At 62.1% G+C, this 17,510-nt stretch carries 12 protein-coding genes and 2 riboswitches; all 12 genes read right to left on the bottom strand.

Annotation, left to right across the window (positions count from 1 at the left end; genetic code table 11):
• Window positions 1-265 precede the first annotated feature (265 nt).
• Entirely contained in the window at window positions 266-1,783 is a 1,518-nt protein-coding gene (locus QM007_RS02850) for an L-serine ammonia-lyase (protein WP_283490477.1), read from the bottom strand.
• 126 nt (window positions 1,784-1,909) lie between these two features.
• Window positions 1,910-3,028 carry a glycine cleavage system aminomethyltransferase GcvT gene (gene gcvT, locus QM007_RS02845; protein ID WP_283490476.1) on the bottom strand — a complete coding sequence of 373 codons (1,119 nt, stop codon included), beginning with the start codon at window positions 3,026-3,028 and terminating at the stop codon, window positions 1,910-1,912.
• Window positions 3,029-3,049: 21 nt separating this feature from the next.
• Window positions 3,050-5,893, bottom strand: coding sequence for an aminomethyl-transferring glycine dehydrogenase (gene gcvP / locus QM007_RS02840; protein ID WP_283490475.1), 2,844 nt, complete (start codon window positions 5,891-5,893; stop codon window positions 3,050-3,052).
• Window positions 5,894-5,949: 56 nt separating this feature from the next.
• Window positions 5,950-6,062: riboswitch (glycine riboswitch) on the bottom strand.
• Window positions 6,063-6,176: riboswitch (glycine riboswitch) on the bottom strand.
• A gap of 192 nt (window positions 6,177-6,368) precedes the next feature.
• Window positions 6,369-7,589 carry an MFS transporter gene (locus QM007_RS02835; protein ID WP_283490474.1) on the bottom strand — a complete coding sequence of 407 codons (1,221 nt, stop codon included), beginning with the start codon at window positions 7,587-7,589 and terminating at the stop codon, window positions 6,369-6,371.
• A 10-nt stretch (window positions 7,590-7,599) separates the two neighbouring features.
• Window positions 7,600-8,388: a respiratory nitrate reductase subunit gamma gene (gene narI, locus QM007_RS02830; RefSeq protein WP_283490473.1), complete on the bottom strand. Its 789-nt coding sequence runs from the start codon at window positions 8,386-8,388 to the stop codon at window positions 7,600-7,602.
• Window positions 8,385-9,173, bottom strand: coding sequence for a nitrate reductase molybdenum cofactor assembly chaperone (gene narJ, locus QM007_RS02825; RefSeq protein WP_283490472.1), 789 nt, complete (start codon window positions 9,171-9,173; stop codon window positions 8,385-8,387). The genes narI and narJ overlap by 4 nt, the downstream gene beginning before the upstream one ends.
• A 2-nt stretch (window positions 9,174-9,175) precedes the next feature.
• Window positions 9,176-10,810 carry a nitrate reductase subunit beta gene (narH, locus tag QM007_RS02820; protein WP_283490471.1) on the bottom strand — a complete coding sequence of 545 codons (1,635 nt, stop codon included), beginning with the start codon at window positions 10,808-10,810 and terminating at the stop codon, window positions 9,176-9,178.
• Complete coding sequence (locus QM007_RS02815) at window positions 10,810-14,532, bottom strand: nitrate reductase subunit alpha (protein WP_283490470.1); 3,723 nt, start codon at window positions 14,530-14,532, stop codon at window positions 10,810-10,812. Before QM007_RS02815 ends, narH begins: the two co-directional genes overlap by 1 nt.
• 119 nt (window positions 14,533-14,651) lie before the next feature.
• A complete protein-coding gene (locus QM007_RS02810; RefSeq protein ID WP_283490469.1) occupies window positions 14,652-15,872 on the bottom strand; it encodes a ThiF family adenylyltransferase in 1,221 nt (406 codons plus the stop codon).
• A 150-nt stretch (window positions 15,873-16,022) separates the two neighbouring features.
• Entirely contained in the window at window positions 16,023-16,529 is a 507-nt protein-coding gene (locus QM007_RS02805; protein WP_283490468.1) for a molybdenum cofactor biosynthesis protein MoaE, read from the bottom strand.
• Window positions 16,519-17,022 (bottom strand): MogA/MoaB family molybdenum cofactor biosynthesis protein, encoded by a 504-nt coding sequence (locus QM007_RS02800; RefSeq protein WP_283490467.1) that lies wholly within the window; start codon window positions 17,020-17,022, stop codon window positions 16,519-16,521. The genes QM007_RS02805 and QM007_RS02800 overlap by 11 nt, the downstream gene beginning before the upstream one ends.
• Complete coding sequence (moaC, locus tag QM007_RS02795; RefSeq protein ID WP_283490466.1) at window positions 17,019-17,510, bottom strand: cyclic pyranopterin monophosphate synthase MoaC; 492 nt, start codon at window positions 17,508-17,510, stop codon at window positions 17,019-17,021. The genes QM007_RS02800 and moaC overlap by 4 nt, the downstream gene beginning before the upstream one ends.

The raw sequence follows: 17,510 nt of genomic DNA, 5'->3' as shown, positions 1-17,510 counted from the left end.
GACATGTCTGTTCGTACCCGCTCCCCCACCAGGGGCGGTACACTCAAGGACCCGTTGAAAAGGCAAACTAGCCTGTTATAGCACCTGTGCCGTGCTGGGATAGTGGCTAGATTGATGTTCGGGGTACTGGGGCGTACTTAAAACCTGTTACAACCTGCCCACCGCTATATGAAGGCACAGAAGATTAGGGAAGCGCAAATATTCATGCTACAGCAAAATATTCACGCTGTCTATACCCAATCTCTGCGACTTTTGCAAACTCCGGTTAGCACTCTACCACGTTGACGGCCAGACCGCCCATGGAGGTCTCCTTGTAGCGGTGCGACATGTCCTCACCGGTCTGGCGCATGGTTTCAATGACCTGGTCCAGAGAAACGCGGTGTTGGCCGTCGCCGCGCAGGGCCATCTTGGCGGCGGTAACGGCATTGGAGGCCGCCATAGCGTTACGCTCGATGCAGGGAATCTGCACCAGCCCACCGACGGGGTCGCAGGTTAGGCCGAGGTTGTGCTCCATAGCGATTTCGGCGGCATTTTCTACCTGCTCGTTGGTACCGCCCATGACCTGGGCAAGACCGGCTGCGGCCATGGACGAGGCGGTGCCTACCTCACCCTGGCAGCCCACCTCAGCACCAGAGATGGAGGCCCGTTTCTTGTAGAGGGCCCCGATGGAGGCGGCAGCTAGGAAGAAGTCAACGACGGCGTCATCAATGACCTTTTGGCCGCGGTGGCGCACCGAGGGCACGTAGTTCAGGGCGTAGTGCAGCACGGCCGGGATAATGCCGGACGCCCCGTTGGTGGGGGCAGTGACGATCCGCCCACCAAAGGCGTTTTCTTCGTTGACGGCCAGAGCAATCAGATTAACCCAGTCAATGGCGAACTCGGGGGATTTCGTGGGGTCTTCGGCCAGTAAGTCCCGGTGCCACTGTCCAGCACGGCAGCGCACCTTGAGGGGGCCAGGCAGGTAGCCCATGCGTTCCAGGGAGGAACCGATACATTCCTTCATAACCTGCCGAATATGCAGGATTCCAGCGCGCACGTCGCTCTCGCTCCGCTCGGTCTTCTCGTTTTCCATCTTGAGCTGGGCGATGGAAAGCCCCGCACTGTTGGCCATGTCCAGCAGCTCTTCGCCCGACCCAAAGGGGTAAGGGGCTTTGGAGAGCCCGGTGGAGCCTGAAGATTCTTCGTGTTCTTCGACGATAAAGCCGCCACCGACAGAGAAGTAGGTGCGCTCTAGCAGCTGGCTCTCCCCGGCGTAGGCGGTGACCTTGATTCCGTTGGTGTGGCGGGGAAGTACGGTGAGCGGACGCAGGGTGATATCGGCTTCCTTGTAGGAAAGGACGGGCCCGCTCACCTTGGTTGCCTCGGGGCCGGGGGCACCGGACTCAAAGGCTGCCGAGGGGTAACCTGCCAGGGGCAGGGTGCCATCTACCTGGTTGCGGTCCATGAGAGCCTCGGCGGCAGCAATATCGATGGTTTCGGGCACGAAACCAGCCAGCCCCTTAATGGCTGCACTCATGGTGCCGTGCCCGGCCCCGGTAGCAGCCAGAGAGCCGTAGAGGTCAATGTGAACCCGGGTGACGTCATTGAGCGTGCCAGCATCAATCAGTTCAGCGATGAACCGGTTGGTGGCTCGCATGGGACCCACGGTGTGGGAGCTAGAAGGGCCAATACCGATGGAGAACATCTCGAAGACGGAGATATCGTAGTCCAGGGCTTCGGCTTTGGTTTGTGCTTCTGAGTGGGGTGGTTCAGAAAGGTAATCGGGGGTGGCGGTTAGCTCCATAGGTGATGCTCCTTTGGGGTGTCAAGGGGTCCTAGGTCAGAAAGAACCCTGTGCTACCAACCGGCTTCCGACCGATCGTGGCGGGGTAACGGTAGCACAGGGTTCTGATCGAGATGCGCTCGTGGCCTACTTCTCGCGCTTGTAGAAGGGCAACTCTACGATATCGAAGGGAGCAACCTTACCACGGATATCAACACTGACGGTCTCACCTACAGTGGCGTGCTCGGTTGCCAGTAGGGCCATAGCCACAGGGTAGCCCAGAGTGGGTGAGGGAATACCCGAGGTAATCTCACCAATCTCGGTGCCGTTCTCGTCTACCAGCTTAGAGCCCGCCCGGCCGGGGCGCTTGCCCTGGGCCTTGAGACCCACCAGAGAACGAGCCGGGGTCTGCTCAGAGAGCTGAACCAGGGCGTCCTTACCCACGAAGTTGGCGGCCTTCTTGGTCAAAGCGATCTCAACGAGCTTGCCCATACCCGACTCGAAGGGGGTAATGTCGCGCCCCAGTTCGTGACCGTAGAGGGGCATACCGGCTTCAAGGCGAAGGGAGTCACGGGCAGCGAGGCCTGCGGGAATAGCCCCGTGCTTCTCGCCGCGCTCGGCTGCCAGAGCCCAGAGCTTGGCAGCGTCCTCATTCGCGACATAGATTTCGAAGCCGTCCTCACCGGTGTAGCCGGTGCGGGCTAGCAGGGCCTCAATATCGCCAAAGCGGATGGGGGCAGCTGCGTAGTAGCCCATGGAGGTGATGGTCTCGGCGTCGGAGGGATCCATATCGAGCAGGATAGCCTCTGAGGTAGGGCCCTGAACCGCAACCAGGGAGGTCTGGGCGGTCTCGTTGACCAGCTGCACATCAAAACCCTCGGTTCGGGCGCTCATGGCCTCGTAGTCGGCTACCACGTTAGCGGCGTTGGGAATGACCAGGAACTCTTCCTCACCCAGGCGGTAGGTAATCAGGTCGTCGATGACGCCGCCGTCCTCAGCCAGAAGCAGGGAGTACTTAGCCTTGCCCACCTTGAGAATGGACATGTTGGAGAGCAGGGCGTAATCCAGGAAGGCACCAGCATCGGGGCCGGTGACGCGGAATTCGCCCATGTGGGAGAGGTCGAAGAGACCGGCAGCAGAGCGCACAGCCTTGTGCTCTTCAACGTCGTTGGTGTATTTGAGGGGCATGTCCCAACCGCCAAAGTCAGTGAAGGCGGCACCCAGGTCTGCGTGGACCGGGTAGAGGGCAGTTTTCTGAGGTGACATAGGGGTTAGACCTTTCTTGCCTTAGGCGCTGTGGACTTCGAGGTCGAAGGCTTCCATGGGCGGGCATTCGCAGACAAAGTTGCGGTCACCGCCTGCTCCGTCGATACGCCCCACGGGGGTGAAGTACTTGTTCAGGCGCAGCTCGTGCACGGGGTAGGCTGCCTGGGAGCGGGGGTAGGGGCGGGTCCACTCGTCGGCGGTTACGACCTCGGCGGTGTGCGGGGCGTTGCGGAGCACGGATTCCTCGGCGCTAACCTTGCCGTCGATGACTTCCTGGATCTCAGCGTGGATGTTAGTCATGGCCTCGATGAAGCGGTCCAGCTCAGCCAGGGACTCTGACTCGGTGGGTTCGACCATGAGGGTGCCGGGCACGGGGAAGGCCAGGGTGGGGGCGTGGAAGCCGTAGTCCATGAGGCGCTTGCAGACGTCCTCGGCGGTGATTCCGGACGCCGCGGTCAGCTCACGCAGATCCAGGATGCACTCGTGGGCCACCAGGCCGGTTTCACCCGCGTAGAGCACGGGGTACAGGGAGCCCAGCTTCTTGGCGATGTAGTTAGCCGAGAGAATAGCGGTTTCAGAAGAGGCACGCAGACCCTCAGCACCGGTCATGGCGATGTACATCCAGGAGATGGGCAGCACACCGGCAGAACCGAACATGGCCTGGGAGATGGGCAGGGGGGCATCTGCCAGCTGGCCTTCGGCATCCGCTTCAAAGCCGTTACCGGGCAGGTACTTCTCCAGGTGGGCGCCAACAGCGACGGGGCCGACGCCGGGGCCGCCACCACCGTGGGGGATAGCGAAGGTCTTGTGCAGGTTCAGGTGGGAGACGTCGCCACCGAACTTGCCGGGCTGGGCCAGGCCCATCTGGGCGTTGAGGTTGGCGCCGTCCACGTAGACCTGGCCACCGGCGTCATGCACCAGCTGGCAGACCTCAACGACCTGCTCTTCGAAGACACCGTGGGTGGAGGGGTAAGTAATCATGATGCCGGCGATGGTATCGCCATACTTTTCGATCTTGGCCTTGAGGTCTTCGACGTCGATGGAGCCGTCGGGGGCGGTTGCAACACCGGCAACAGCTAGACCCGCCAGGGCGGCAGAGGCAGCGTTGGTGCCGTGGGCGCTCATGGGAATCAGGACGACGGTGCGCTGGGTGTCGCCGTTGGCCTCGTGGTAGGCGCGGATAGCGCGCAGGCCCGCGTACTCGCCGGACGCACCGGAGTTGGGCTGCAGGGAGATAGCGTCATAGCCGGTGATTTCAACCAGCCAGGCAGAGAGCTCGTCAATCAGAGCCTTCCAACCGGCAGCCTGATCGGCAGGCACGTTGGGGTGGATAGAGGCAAACTCGGGCCAGGAGATGGGTTCCATCTCGGCTGCTGCGTTCAGCTTCATGGTGCAAGAACCCAGGGGGATCATGGTGCGGTCCAGGGCCAGGTCCTTGTCTGAGAGGGAGCGCAGGTAGCGCATCATGGAGGTCTCAGAGCGGTAGAGGTGGAAAACCGGATGGGTCATGTAGTCGTCAGTACGCAGTAGGGCCTCGGGTAGCTCGTAGGCGTCGGTCTCCCCCAGCTCGCCGCCCAGAGCAGCAACCAGGGCTTCCAGGACCTCATCGGTGTGGGACTCGCCCACCGAGATAGAGATACGGTCAGCTGAGAGGCGGCGGATGTTGATGCCAGCTTCCAGGGCCTTGGCGACCAGCTCATCCGCGCGGCCCTTAGCTTCAAAGGCGACGGTGTCGAAGAAGGTCTCGTGGACCAGCTTCAGGCCGGCTGCGGCACCGGCAGCTGCAATGCGGGAGGCCTTGTCGTGCAGGCTGTTGGCAATGGCGCGCAGGCCCTCGGGGCCGTGGTAGACCGCATAAGCACCGGCAGCGATAGCCAGCAGGGCCTGGGCGGTACAGATGTTAGAGGTGGCCTTTTCGCGGCGGATGTGCTGCTCGCGGGTCTGTAGAGCCAGGCGGTAGGCGGGCTTGCCGAAGGCGTCCTTTGAGACACCGACTAGACGGCCGGGCAGGTTGCGTTCCATGCCCTTAGAAACGGCCATAAAGGCAGCGTGGGGGCCGCCGTACCAGAAGGGCAGGCCAAAGCGCTGGGAGGAGCCAACAGCGATGTCAGTGCCCTGGTGGCCGGGGGCGGTCAGCAGGGTCTGGGCCAGCAGGTCGGCGATGACGGTGACCAGGGCGCCGCGGTCCTTGGCGGCCTTGATGAGCGGCTCAATGTCGCGCACTTCGCCGTCGTGGCCGGGGTTGGAGATAATGACGCCGTAAAGGTCGCCCTCGGGCAGGCCATCGGCGAAGTCGGTAATCACAAAAGGAATACCCAGGGCTTCGGCGCGGCCGCGGACAACAGAGAGAGTCTGGGGCAGTGCGCGGGCGTCGAGAGCGAAAAAGCCGTTCTTGACCTTGCGGTTGGCGCGGTGCATCATGACGGCGGCCTCGGCAACGGCGGTTGCTTCATCGAGCAGGGAGGCATTGGCGATGGGCAGGCCGGTCAGCTCCATGACGGTGTTCTGGAAGTTCAGCAACGCTTCGAGGCGGCCCTGGGAGATTTCAGGCTGGTAGGGGGTGTAGGAGGTGTACCAGCCCGGGTTTTCGAGGATGTTGCGGCGGATTACGGCCGGGGTGATGGCATCGTAGTAGCCGGCACCGATCATCTGGTGCTTAACCTGGTTCTGGGCGGCGTAGGAAGCAATCTTGTTCTGGGCCTCAAGCTCAGACAGGGGGGCAGGCAGGTTGAGGTCGCCCTCTAGGCGAATATTGGAAGGGATGACCTCGTTGATGAGGGCGCCGAGGCTGTCGTAGCCCAGCACCGAGAGCATGGTTTCTTGGTCGTTTGAACGGGGGCCAAGGTGGCGATCGATGAATGACATGAAACTCTCCAGGGGTAGAGGGTAAACCTGCCCACAGGGTTGCCCTGTGGTGGTGCCCTCCCCGCTCTGTTAAAACCTGAGAGTTTTGGTTCGCAGCTACCCATCACGCTTGGTAGCGGGCGCGAATTTTGCCCCTTCGGTGGGGGTTTGACGCCCCTCTCCAGAGTTGCCTAACTGAGCGGTACATGTGCCTGAGAGTTTCCCGGGGAGGGTTTGCTCCTTCGGCGCCGGTGCCCGTGGTCCCTCAACCTCGAGCGTGTACGGTCTCTCCCGCACCAGTCGTAACGGCGTTTTAGTTGTAACAACCCTTATTGTGCCACACCTTACACCCAAAGCACCACACGAGGGACTTTCGGGGTAGATAAGTCGATTTATGGGGGCGGACGCCAGCGCGCCCTGCCCCTGCCCGTAGGCAGGAAAGCGGGGCGCAGGCGTCCTTGGAGCACATCAGCCCCATAACTGAGGGGATATGAGGTTAGGCGGGGCGGGCGGCCTTCTTATCTGAGGCCATCAAGAGGGAGACCAAGATAGAGATAACGCAGGTGGCGCCCAGGGCCAGAACGCCCCAGAAATAGTTACCGAAGGCGGTGTAGGCAGCGCCCATAATCAGGGGCGGGAAGTAGCCGCCCAGGCCACCGGCTGCTGAGACCAGGCCTGATACGGTGCCGGTGTCCTGCGGGCGAACGACCTTGCCCAGCCAGCCGTAGATCGTGCCGGTACCGAAGCCCACGAAGAGGGCCATAACCACGTGAATCAGCGTGTTCACGGCGGTGCTCTCAGGCTCAAAGGCGATGCAGATGGCCAGCACGGTCATGGCAACGAAGACGATGAGGGTAGTCAGTTTACCGCCGAACTTATCGGCTGCAACCCCACCGAAGGGGCGGGCCAGCACGGCGCAGGCTGCGAACATGGCAGCAAAGGTACCACCGGCAACGGCCTCGTAGCCGTAGATGTTCTGCATGTAGGTAGAGAGGAAGTTCGAGAAAGCTACGAAGGCGCCGAAGACCACAGCGTAGATGAAGCAGAGCTGCCAGGTAACCAGCTTCTTAGACACAGCCAGAATCTTGGGGAGAACCGGCTCGGGGGTGCGGGCCTTCATGACGGGTGAGTCACGAATAAAGAGCCAGACGATGACGGCGTAGGTCAGGGCCACGCAGCTCATGATGACGTGGGTGGGAAAGTAGCCGAAGGCAGCCAACATGCGGGGGTTGAAGAAGGCAGCGCAGGCCGTACCGACCATACCCATGCCGAAGATACCGGTGGCGAGGCCCTTGCGGTGGGGTTCAAACCAGGCTGCGGCGAAGGGGATGCCCACCGCGAAGATAGAACCGCCGATGCCCAGGAAGAAAGCTGCCAGCAGAAGCAGGGAGAAGTTACCCATCTGCCCCACCAGGCCGGTAATGAGCACCATGGAGCCGGTCAGGGTCAGCATGATGGTGAACATGATGCGGCCGCCGAAGCGGTCGGTCAGCGCGCCCACCGGAATACGGGCCAGGGATCCAACGATGACCGGGGTAGCGATCAGTAGGGAGCGCTGGCCCTCGGTCAGGCCGTAGGTTTCGGTGTAGTACTTGGCCAGGGGGCCAATCATGGTCCAGCCCCAGAAGCCAATCATGGAGGCAAGGGCCGCCATAATCACGTACTTGAACTGGCCAGCAAGCTGCGGATCTTTCGCAGCAACAGCCGTAGTAGACATGGTGTTTTCCTTAGTGGTGGTGGTGCTGGCGCTCGACCGTGCGGGCGTCCTTGTTCACGGAGTCTGCGGTGCCGACCGGCGACCAGCCGCGGGCGTGGTTGCGCTTGCCGCGGGAGCGGTAGACGATGTAGGGCCGGAAGATGTAGTGCAGGGGCGCGGTGAAGGCGTGCACTAGACGGGTGAAGGGCCAGAGGCAGAAGAGAATCATGGCCACGATGACGTGGATGTGGAAGGAGGTGGTGGCGCTTGCCATGGCCTCGACGTTGGGCTGGAAGTAGAAGAGGGAGCGGAACCAGACCGAGACGGTTTCGCGGTAGTTGTGGTGCCCCTCGATTTCCATGGCGTTGAAGAGGGTGGCAACTGAGCCAAGGACGATGGCGCTGGTCAGGGCTACATACATCATCTTGTCGTTCCAGGTGGTGGCGCGGAAGACGGTGGCCGAAGTGCGGCGGCGGTAGATCATGGCGAAGAGGCCGATGAGGGTAGCAACTGCTGCAATGGAGCCCAGCACCAGGGCGTTGATGTGGTAGAAGTGCTCGGAGATGCCAACCGCATCAGTCCAGGACTTGGGGATCACCAGACCCACGATGTGGCCCACGAGCACGACCAGGATGCCGTAGTGGAACATGGGGGAGGCAATCCGCAGCAGCTTGGACTCGTACATCTGGGAGGAGCGGGTGGTCCAGCCAAACTGGTCGGTCTTGTAGCGCCAGAGAGTACCGCCGACGACGATGGCGAGGGTGATGTAGGGGAAGATGCCCCAGAGGAAGAAGTCGAGGGCGTTAACTGTGCCGGTCACAGGGTGGCTCCGTTCTTATGGTCGGCACCGATGGTGGCGCCGGGTGTCTGTTCGTGGGGCAGCAGGAGGGGTAGTAGGCGGGGATCGCCGGGGGCCAGGGCTAGGCCGACAGCTTCTGCGGGTGGGCCTGCTGCGACGAGTTTCTGCACGTCTGCCTGGGTTTCGGGGGAAACTCCGGGCAGGGTCTGGCAGACCGCTTCGATGAGCTCGTAGTAGGGCAGGTTGTCGTCCCGTAGGGCCAGGCGTAGCAGCTCCAGGGAGGGGCGGTAGGCCTGCAGGGCAGCGCGGCCGGCGCGGGCGTCCACCAGGGCGGTGAACTCCAGCACCATGGGCAGGTAGTCGGGTAGTTCCCCGTGCAGGGTGGTGACCATGCCTGAGTCGCGGTACATCTGCTTGAAGCGGGCTAGGGCCTCGCCGCGGCGGCGGGTGTCACCTTCGGTCCAGTAGGACAGGTGGAAGGCGTGCCGGCGTGACAGGTCGTATTCCTGCACGTATTCAGCCTGCATGGCATCTAGCTCGCTTGCCTCGTACCAGTTCTTGATGCGGGCTACACCGCGCACCAGGTAGTCGTTGCCGGTTTCTTCGGCGAGCACGGTGAGCTCCGGTAGCAGGGCGCGGGTTTCTTCGGTGGGGTAGCGCATGAGGACGCTGGTGAGCTGGTAGACCACGGCGTCGGTGGGTTGGCCGCTCCCCCAGTCCATGTCGAAGGGGTCGCCCGAAGGCGGGGTGGCCGGTTCCACCTCCGCCGCGTTGCGTTTGAGGAGTTTGGAAAAGAATCCTGCCACGGCTAGACCTTCTTGCTTCCGGAAGTATCGGGGAAGAGGGAGTCGGGGCGGGTTTTGCCGTCCCACATGAAGATGTCGACCTTGCCGTCGGCACGGGCGGCGTTGGCGTAGGAACCTGCGGAGACAGGCACGGGGCGATCGCCGGGGTCGGTGAAGGCTCCGTCGTAGAGCATGCCGGGGCCGCCGTCGGTATCGAGGGAGCAACCGATTTCTTCGAGGTTGTGGGCGTCCTCCAGGTGGGCGGGAGGAATCACGTAGCGTTCTTCGTACTTGGAGATAGCCATGAGGCGGTACATCTCGTACATTTCTGCGCCGGTCATGCCGACTTCGTGGGCGATCTCTTCGTTGCCGACGCCGCCGAGGGTAATGTCTCGCATGTAGGCGCGCATGGCGGCTAGCTTTTTGAGCACATTGACCACGATGGTGGTGTCACCTGCGGTGAAGAGCTCGGCTAGGTATTCGACGGGGATACGCAGGGAGTCGATGGCACCAAAGAGGTTGGCCTGGGACTCTGCGTCGTGACCCTGTTCCTTGAGCAGGTCGATGATAGGTGAGAGCGGCGGTACGTACCAGACCATGGGCATGGTGCGGTATTCGGGGTGTAGGGGCAGGGCGATCTTCCACTCCTTGGCCAGCTTGTAGACCGGTGACTTCTGGGCTGCTGTAATCCAGGAGTCGGGGATGCCCTGCTTGGTTGCCTCACGAATGACCTCGGGGTCAAAGGGGTCAAGCATGATGTCGAGCTGAGCCTGGTAGAGCTGCTTTTCATCGGGTATAGAGGCGGCTTCGGTCACGCGGTCGGCGTCGTAGAGGAAGATACCGATGTAGCGCATGCGGCCCACGCAGGTTTCGGCGCAGACGGTGGGAATACCGTGCTCGATGCGGGGGTAGCAGAAGGTGCATTTTTCGGCCTTGCCGCTCTTGTGGTTGAAGTAAATCTTCTTGTAGGGGCAGCCGGTGATGCACTGGCGCCAGCCGCGGCACTGGTTCTGGTCGACCAGCACGATGCCGTCCTCTTCGCGCTTGTAGATAGCGCCGGAGGGGCAGGACGCCATGCAGGAGGGGTTGAGGCAGTGCTCGCAGATACGGGGCAGGTAGAACATGAAGGTGCGTTCGAACTCGAACTTGATCTTCTCTTCTGACTGCTGACGTACCTTTTCAACCAGGGGATCCAGGTGGCCGGACTCGTGGGCACCGCCCAGGTTGTCGTCCCAGTTAGGGCCCCATTCGATGGAGGTGTCCTCACCGGTAATCAGAGATTTAGGACGCGCGGTGGGAAAGTCATCGCCCAGGGGCGCGCTGGTGAGGTTCTCGTAGTCGTAGGTCCAGGGTTCGTAATAGTCCGAAAGTTCGGGCTGAACCGGGGAGGCAAAGAGGGTAAAGAGCTTCTTGAAGCGGTTACCGCTCTTGAGTTCCAGGCGTCCGCGCTTATTCAGCACCCAGCCGCCCTTCCACTTTTCCTGGTCTTCATAGCGGCGGGGGTAGCCCTGGCCGGGGCGGGTCTCGACGTTGTTGAACCAGACGTATTCGGTACCGGCTCGGTTGGTCCAGGCCTGCTTACAGGTGACGGAGCAGGTGTGGCAGCCCAGGCACTTGTCGAGGGCCATGATCATTGAAACTTGTGCCATGACGCGCATTAGTAGGTTACCTCCTGCTTGCGGCGGCGAATTCTTGAAACGATATCTCGCTGGTTACCGGTGGGTCCCAGGTAGTTGAAGGCGTAGGCCTGGTGGGCGTAGCCACCAATCAGGTGGGTGGGCTTGACCATGATGCGGGTGACGGAGTTGTGGATGCCGCCTCGCTTGCCCGATACCTCTGATTTGGGGATGTTGACCAGGCGTTCCTGGGCGTGGTGCACGTAGACCACACCTTCGGGCATACGGTGGGAGACCACCGCGCGGCCCACGAAGACGCCATTGGCGTTCTCACACTCGATCCAGTCATGGTCCTTGACCCCGATTTTGGCGGCGTCCTGAGGGCTCATCCAGGCGTGGGTGCCACCGCGGGAGAGGGTCTGCATGTAGAGGTTGTCGTGGTAGGAGGAGTGGATAGCCCACTTGTTGTGCACCGTCACGTAGCGTACAGCTACCGACAGGTCGCCGGTCTCACCAATTTCAGGTTCACCGAAGAGGTTGTGCATATCCAGCGGTGGGCGGTAGACCGGCAGCTGCTCGCCCATCTCGCTCATCCAGTCGTGGTCAAGGAAGAAGTGCATACGACCGGTGAGGGTGTGGAAAGGCTTGAGCTGTTCGATATTGAGGGTGAAGGGGGCATAGCGGCGTCCGCCGGTCTCTGAGCCTGACCATTCCGGTGAGGTAAAGACGGGGCAGGGCCTATCCTGGGTATCGCGGAACTTAATGCGCTTTTCTTCGTTGCCCTCAGCCAGATGGTGCATCTTTTTGCCCACCCGCTTTTCCAGGGCTTTGAAGCCCTTGAGGGCCACGGGGCCGTTGGAGGTACCCGAAAGAGCCAGGATGGTGTCGGCCAGCTTAATGTCGGTATCAAGGGCCGGCAGGCCAGTGCCCTTACCGCTACCCATGACGCCGTGTTCCTCAGCCAGCTGGGCCAGCTGCTCGTTGACGTCCACAGTCACAAACTTGGTGGTGGTGCCCAGCTTGGAGAGCAGGGGGCCGACCGAGGTGTACATGTCGTAGATAGCCGGGTAGTCGCGCTCCACCACGGTAAAGATGGGCATATTCTTGCCCGGGATACCGGCAATTCCCTGGTTCTTCCAGTCAGGTGCATGGCCACCGGGTTGGGCCAGCTGGCCGGGGGTGTCGTGCTGCAGGGGCACGGATACCAGGTCGTTGCGCTTGCCCAGGTGCTTGGCTGCCCACTTGGAGAACAGGTAGGCCAGTTCCTTGAAGACCTGGTGGTCGGTCTTGGTCTCCCAGGGCGGGTTAATGGCCGGGGAGAAGGCGTGGATGTAGGGGTGCATATCGGTGGAAGAGATATCGTGCTTCTCGTACCAGGTAGCGGCGGGGAAGACGATGTCCGACAGCAGGGTGGATGAGGTCATGCGGTAGTCGGTGGTCACCAGCAGGTCCAGCTTGCCTTCGGGCGCGCTCTGGGCCCACTTGACCTCGGCGGGCTTGAAATCCTCGGCGTCCTTACCCATGACCGAGTTGTGGGTGCCCAGCAGGTGCTTGAGGAAGTATTCCTCGCCCTTGGCGGACGAGCCCAGCAGGTTGTTGCGCCACAGTACCAGGGTGCGGGGCCAGTTGACCGGGTTGTCGACGTCCTCCACCGAGAAGTCCAAGTCGCCCGAGTTCAGGCGCTGGGCAACGTAGTCTGCCGGGGACTCTGCGGTGCCAGCGGCAACCGCTGCGGCACCAGCGTCCGCCAAATCCAGGGAGTTTTCGGGGAACTGGGGGTAGAAGGGCATCCAGCCCATGCGCACGGAGCGGGCTAGGACGTCCGCGGTGTGAACCCCGCGCAAATCCCCCTTGGCCAGGGGCGATTGCAGGGAGTCTGTGGTACGGCCATCGGAGCGGAACTGGTCGGTGTGCATGTACCAGAAGGAGGTGCCGGCCTGGGTACGCGGCGGGCGAATCCAGTCCAGGGCGTTGGCCATGTGGGACCAGCCCGTGATGGGGCGGGCCTTTTCCTGGCCGACGTAGTGGGCCCAGCCGCCGCCGTTGCGGCCTTCAGCGCCGCACATCATGAGCAGGGCTAGAATCGCGCGATAGGTGGTATCGCCGTGGTACCACTGGCAGATACCGGCACCCATGATAATCATGGTGCGGCCACCCGAATCGATGGAGTTCTGGGCGAACTCGCGGGCAGTACGGATGACAGCTTCGGCGGGTACGGAGGTAATGGCCTCCTGCCAGGCCGGGGTGTACTGGGTGTCGGCGTCCTCAAACCCGGTGGCCCACTGGCCGGGCAGGCCGGGGCGGCCAATACCATACTGGGCCAGCATGAGGTCAAAGACGGTGGTAACGGTCTTACCCTCAACGGTGATGGTGGGCACGCCGCGGGTAATAACCTTACCGCGGCCCGAGGGCTCGTCGAAGGCGGGTAGCTGAATCTCAAGGGTCTTCTCAGCACCGGTGGGCAGATCCAGGATAGACAGGGCGGGCTTAACCCCCTGTAAGTCCAGGTTCCATTTGCCTTCGTCTTCTGCGTTGTAGCGGTAACCCAGTGAACCGTTGGGTACCACAACCTCACCGGTTTCGCGGTTGAGCAGGGCAGTCTTGAAGGACGCATCGGGCACCTGCGCGTGGTCGGTCAGGTTTGCGGCGGTCAGGAACTTAGCCGGGACTGTTACCCCATCTTCGCGGGTCTCAAGAGTGATGAGGAAGGGGAAGTCGGTGTAGGTGCTCACGTAGTTCTCGAAGAACTCGACGCGGCGGTCGACAAAGTTTTCCTTGAGGATCACGTGCCCCATAGCCATAGCAAGAGCGGCGTCGGTGCCAGCCTGGGCGGGCAGCCACTCATCGGCGAACTTGGTGTTATCGGCGTAGTCGGGCGAGACGGAGACAACCTTGGTGCCGCGGTAGCGTACCTCGGCCATCCAGTGGGCGTCGGGGGTGCGGGTGACCGGGATGTTGGAGCCCCACATCATGAGGTAGGTGGCATCCCACCAGTCACCGGATTCGCGCACGTCGGTCTGGTCGCCGAAGACCTGGGGTGAGGCCACCGGCAGGTCGGCGTACCAGTCGTAGAAGGAGGTCATCACGCCGCCGATAAGCTCGATGTAGCGAGCACCCGAAGCGTGGGAGACCATGGACTTAGCCGGAATGGGCGAAAAACCGATGTTGCGGTCGGGCCCATAGGTTTTGATGGTGTGAATCTGGGCTGCGACCACCATTTCGAGGGCTTCTGCCCAGGAGCCGCGCACCAGGCCGCCCTTACCGCGGGCGCTCAGGTAGCGGGAACGCTTTTCGGGGTCAGAGACAATCGAGGCCCAGGCTTCTACGGGGTCGCCCAGGCGGGCGCGGGCTTCGCGGTACATCTCCAGCAGCACACCACGAATGTAGGGGTACTTCACACGGGTGGGTGAGTAGGTGTACCAGGAGAAGGCAGCGCCGCGGGGGCAGCCGCGGGGTTCGTACTCGGGGCGGTCGGGGCCGACGGTGGGATAGTCGGTGGCCTGGGCCTCCCAGGTGATCACACCGTCTTTGACGAAGACCTGCCAGGAGCAGGAGCCGGTGCAGTTGACGCCGTGGGTGGAGCGGACGACCTTGTCATGGCTCCAGCGGTTGCGGTAGAAAACGTCGCCTGCGCGACCGCCCTTGAGGAAGGCTGCGCGACCGTCGTCGGTTTCGTCCCATTTGGTGAAGAATTTGCCGAATTTGATGAGCTTGTCAGTGAGCGGCCCGTCGGGCCCAGGTGTGTGTGATGCCTGCTGTGTCATGGGCACCAGTCTACCCAATAATTTGCACAATAAATACCTAATAAAAATCTTCGCTAATTAAGCATCAGGCATGTACATATTCAGCGGTGGCAGGGCTTTAAACCATCCGCTCAGGAGCCCTACCCCTGGCTTGTCAGCCAGGAGTCAATGCCACCTTCCACGCTGTAGAGATCACTGAAACCAGCATCGGTGAGCAGCTTCAGCGCCTTGAGCGAGCGCACCCCCGCCGCGCAGTAGAGGGCATAGCGCCCCTGGTGGCTGGGCAGGATCGTGTCAATGGCCGACCCTAGATCCGGATCGGTGGATGCGGCCTCAATCAGCGACAGAGGTAGGTTGAAGCTACCCGGAACAGCCAGCGCTGCGTGCTCGTGAGGCTCTCGCACATCAATGAGGGGAACCCCCTCAAAGTAGGGTGAGCTGGCAATATCAGCCCAGGTAACTTCCATACCGTACTGGTCAGGTTCGGCAGTAGCGGGTTCCCAGTCGGCAGCAGGCGGACGCAGGGGCGCAGGGACCTGCCCCTGCCACGCTACCTGCCCACCGGCGTCCGCACCAGAAGCTGCCGTGCAGGCACTCTGGTCGGTACCCGAACCAGAAGCGGCGCGGGAGGTAGAGGCATGCAGGGGGATGTACTCCCAGCGGCCGGTCAGGCCGGTGTAGTAGCCCACCTCACCCATCAGCGGCTGCCCAATACCGGCCAGTAGCTTAATAACTTCCAGGGCCATTGCGGTTCCAACGACCCCAGCCAGGGCACCGATCACCCCGGCGGTAGCGCAGTTGGGTACAGAACCGGGGGCTGGTTCGAGCGGGTAAAGGTCCTCGTAGACCGGCCCGTGGCCCGCCCAGAAGACGCTCATCTGGGCGTCAAACCCGAGAATGGCACCCCACACATGGGGAATACCCAGGGCGGCAGTAGCGCGGGAGGCAGTGTAGCGGGTGGGGAAATTATCTGAGCCATCTACCAGCACGTCCACCTCGGCTAGTAGCTCTGCCGCATTAGCGTCGGTCAGACGATCCTTAACAGCTTCGATCCTAATCAGAGGGTTGAGTTCGCGCAGAGTTTGGGCGGCTGAGTCAGCCTTGGAGGCCCCCACCCGGGCATAGGAGTGAATGACCTGACGGTGCAGGTTAGAGGTTTCAACCGTATCGTCATCAATCACGATAATGCGCCCAACACCGGCTCCTGCCAGGTAGAGCAGGGCCGGGGAGCCCAGGCCGCCTGCCCCGATCACCGCAACCGTTGCCGCGCTCAGTTTTTCCTGCCCCTTCTGCCCCATCTCCGGCAGAATCATCTGCCGCCCGTAGAGCTGGTAGGCCAGAGACGTTAGTTCAGAGGTCATGGTAGGTCTTTCTCTAGAGTGAAGCGGGTTCTTCCCGCTGGGCTGGTCTCGCATTCTCGCCCGCAGACCCTCTTGGGGCTCGCGCCAGCCCCGAGCCAGCGGGCTCGGAACGCGAGACCTGCCCCAGCAGTATCTGCATCTTCTATGCTCCTAGCCGGTAGGCGTATCGATTCCCACCCACTGCACACTGCCGTCGGTAAGTTCTTGCTCTTTCCAGATGGGTACTTCTGCCTTGATGCGGTCAGCTGCCAGGGAGCAGGCTGTGAAGGCTGTGCCGCGGTGGGCTGCCGCTGCCAGTACGGTGAGGGCGGATTCGCCGATGGGGATGGGGCCGATACGGTGGGCTACCCACAGGCGCACGCCGGGGATTTCTTCTGTCACCGAGTGCAGGACGCGCTCCAGGTAGCCGGTTGCCTGGGGGTGTGCGCTGTAAGCCAGGGCTGCTACAGGCTCCCCGTGGTCGTGGTCGCGCACGATACCGTCGAAGACGACCAGGGCGCCCATGGCGCGGGTCATGGTCGCTTCTTTAGCTCCTGCTAGGAGCGGTTCGAGGGGGTCTTCGGTAATGGAGGCATGAACGACTGTGGAGTCCACCGGTTCGAGCGGACGCCCCGCATAGGGGTTGGCTCCTGTGGAGCCTGGGTGGTTAGTGGTCATGGTAGTCCTCTAGCTGGCGGCAGATGTGGGTAACGAGGGGTTGGAGCACGGCGCAGCCGTCTTTGACCCCCCCGGTGGAGCCGGGCAGGGTCATGATGAAGCTGGTGCCGATGACGCCGGCGATTCCGCGGGAGAGCACAGCGGCGGGGGTGTTTTTGAGACCCTGATTCCAGAAGGCGTGCATAATGCCGGGAACTTCTTTGGTCAGGTGGGGGCGCACAGCCTCGACGGTTGTATCGTCTGAGTTGAGGCCGGTTCCGCCGCTGGTCAGGATGAAGGTGGGTAGCTGCCCTGATGCTACTAGCCGGTCGATGTAGGCGGGGACGTCGGCGTCCGCCACCACGACAGCGTCGGGGGTTTCAAAGCCCTGGTCGCGCAGCCAGGTGACCGCTAGGGGGCCGGATTTATCTTCGTAGATACCGCGGGCGGCCCGGGTGGAGGCCACGATGACTAGGCCGGTACGGTTCTTGGGCAGGGTGTAGCTGCTGCTCACTGCTCTACCTTCCAGTCACCGGATTTACCGCCGGTTTTTTCCAGCACCCTGATACCGGTTATGACAGCTTGTTTGTCAACAGCCTTGATCATGTCATAGACCGTCAGCGCCGCACCGGAGACAGCGGTAAGGGCTTCCATTTCCACCCCGGTGACGCCGCGGGTTTTGACCAGGGCCTCGATGCGGATACGGTCGGGGTGCCGCTCAAAGTCGATGGTGATTTTGCCCAGGGGCAGGGGGTGGCAGAGGGGGATGATCTCGGGGGTTTTCTTGGCTGCCATAATACCGGCGACGCGGGCCACGGGCAGAGCATCGCCCTTGGGCAGGTCGGCGTCAAAGATTTTTTCAATGACGTCTGCCCGGGTAACGATATAGCCTTCAGCCACGGCGGTGCGGGTGGTTTCGTTTTTCTCGGTAACATCGACCATGTGGGCGCTGCCGTCAGCGCGCACGTGGGTGAGCTGGTCTGTGGGGGCGGGGGCGGTCAT

The sequence above is a fragment of the Rothia sp. SD9660Na genome (assembly GCF_030064065.1).
Taxonomy (GTDB): domain Bacteria; phylum Actinomycetota; class Actinomycetes; order Actinomycetales; family Micrococcaceae; genus Rothia.
This window is presented reverse-complemented; position numbering and strand designations above follow the sequence as displayed.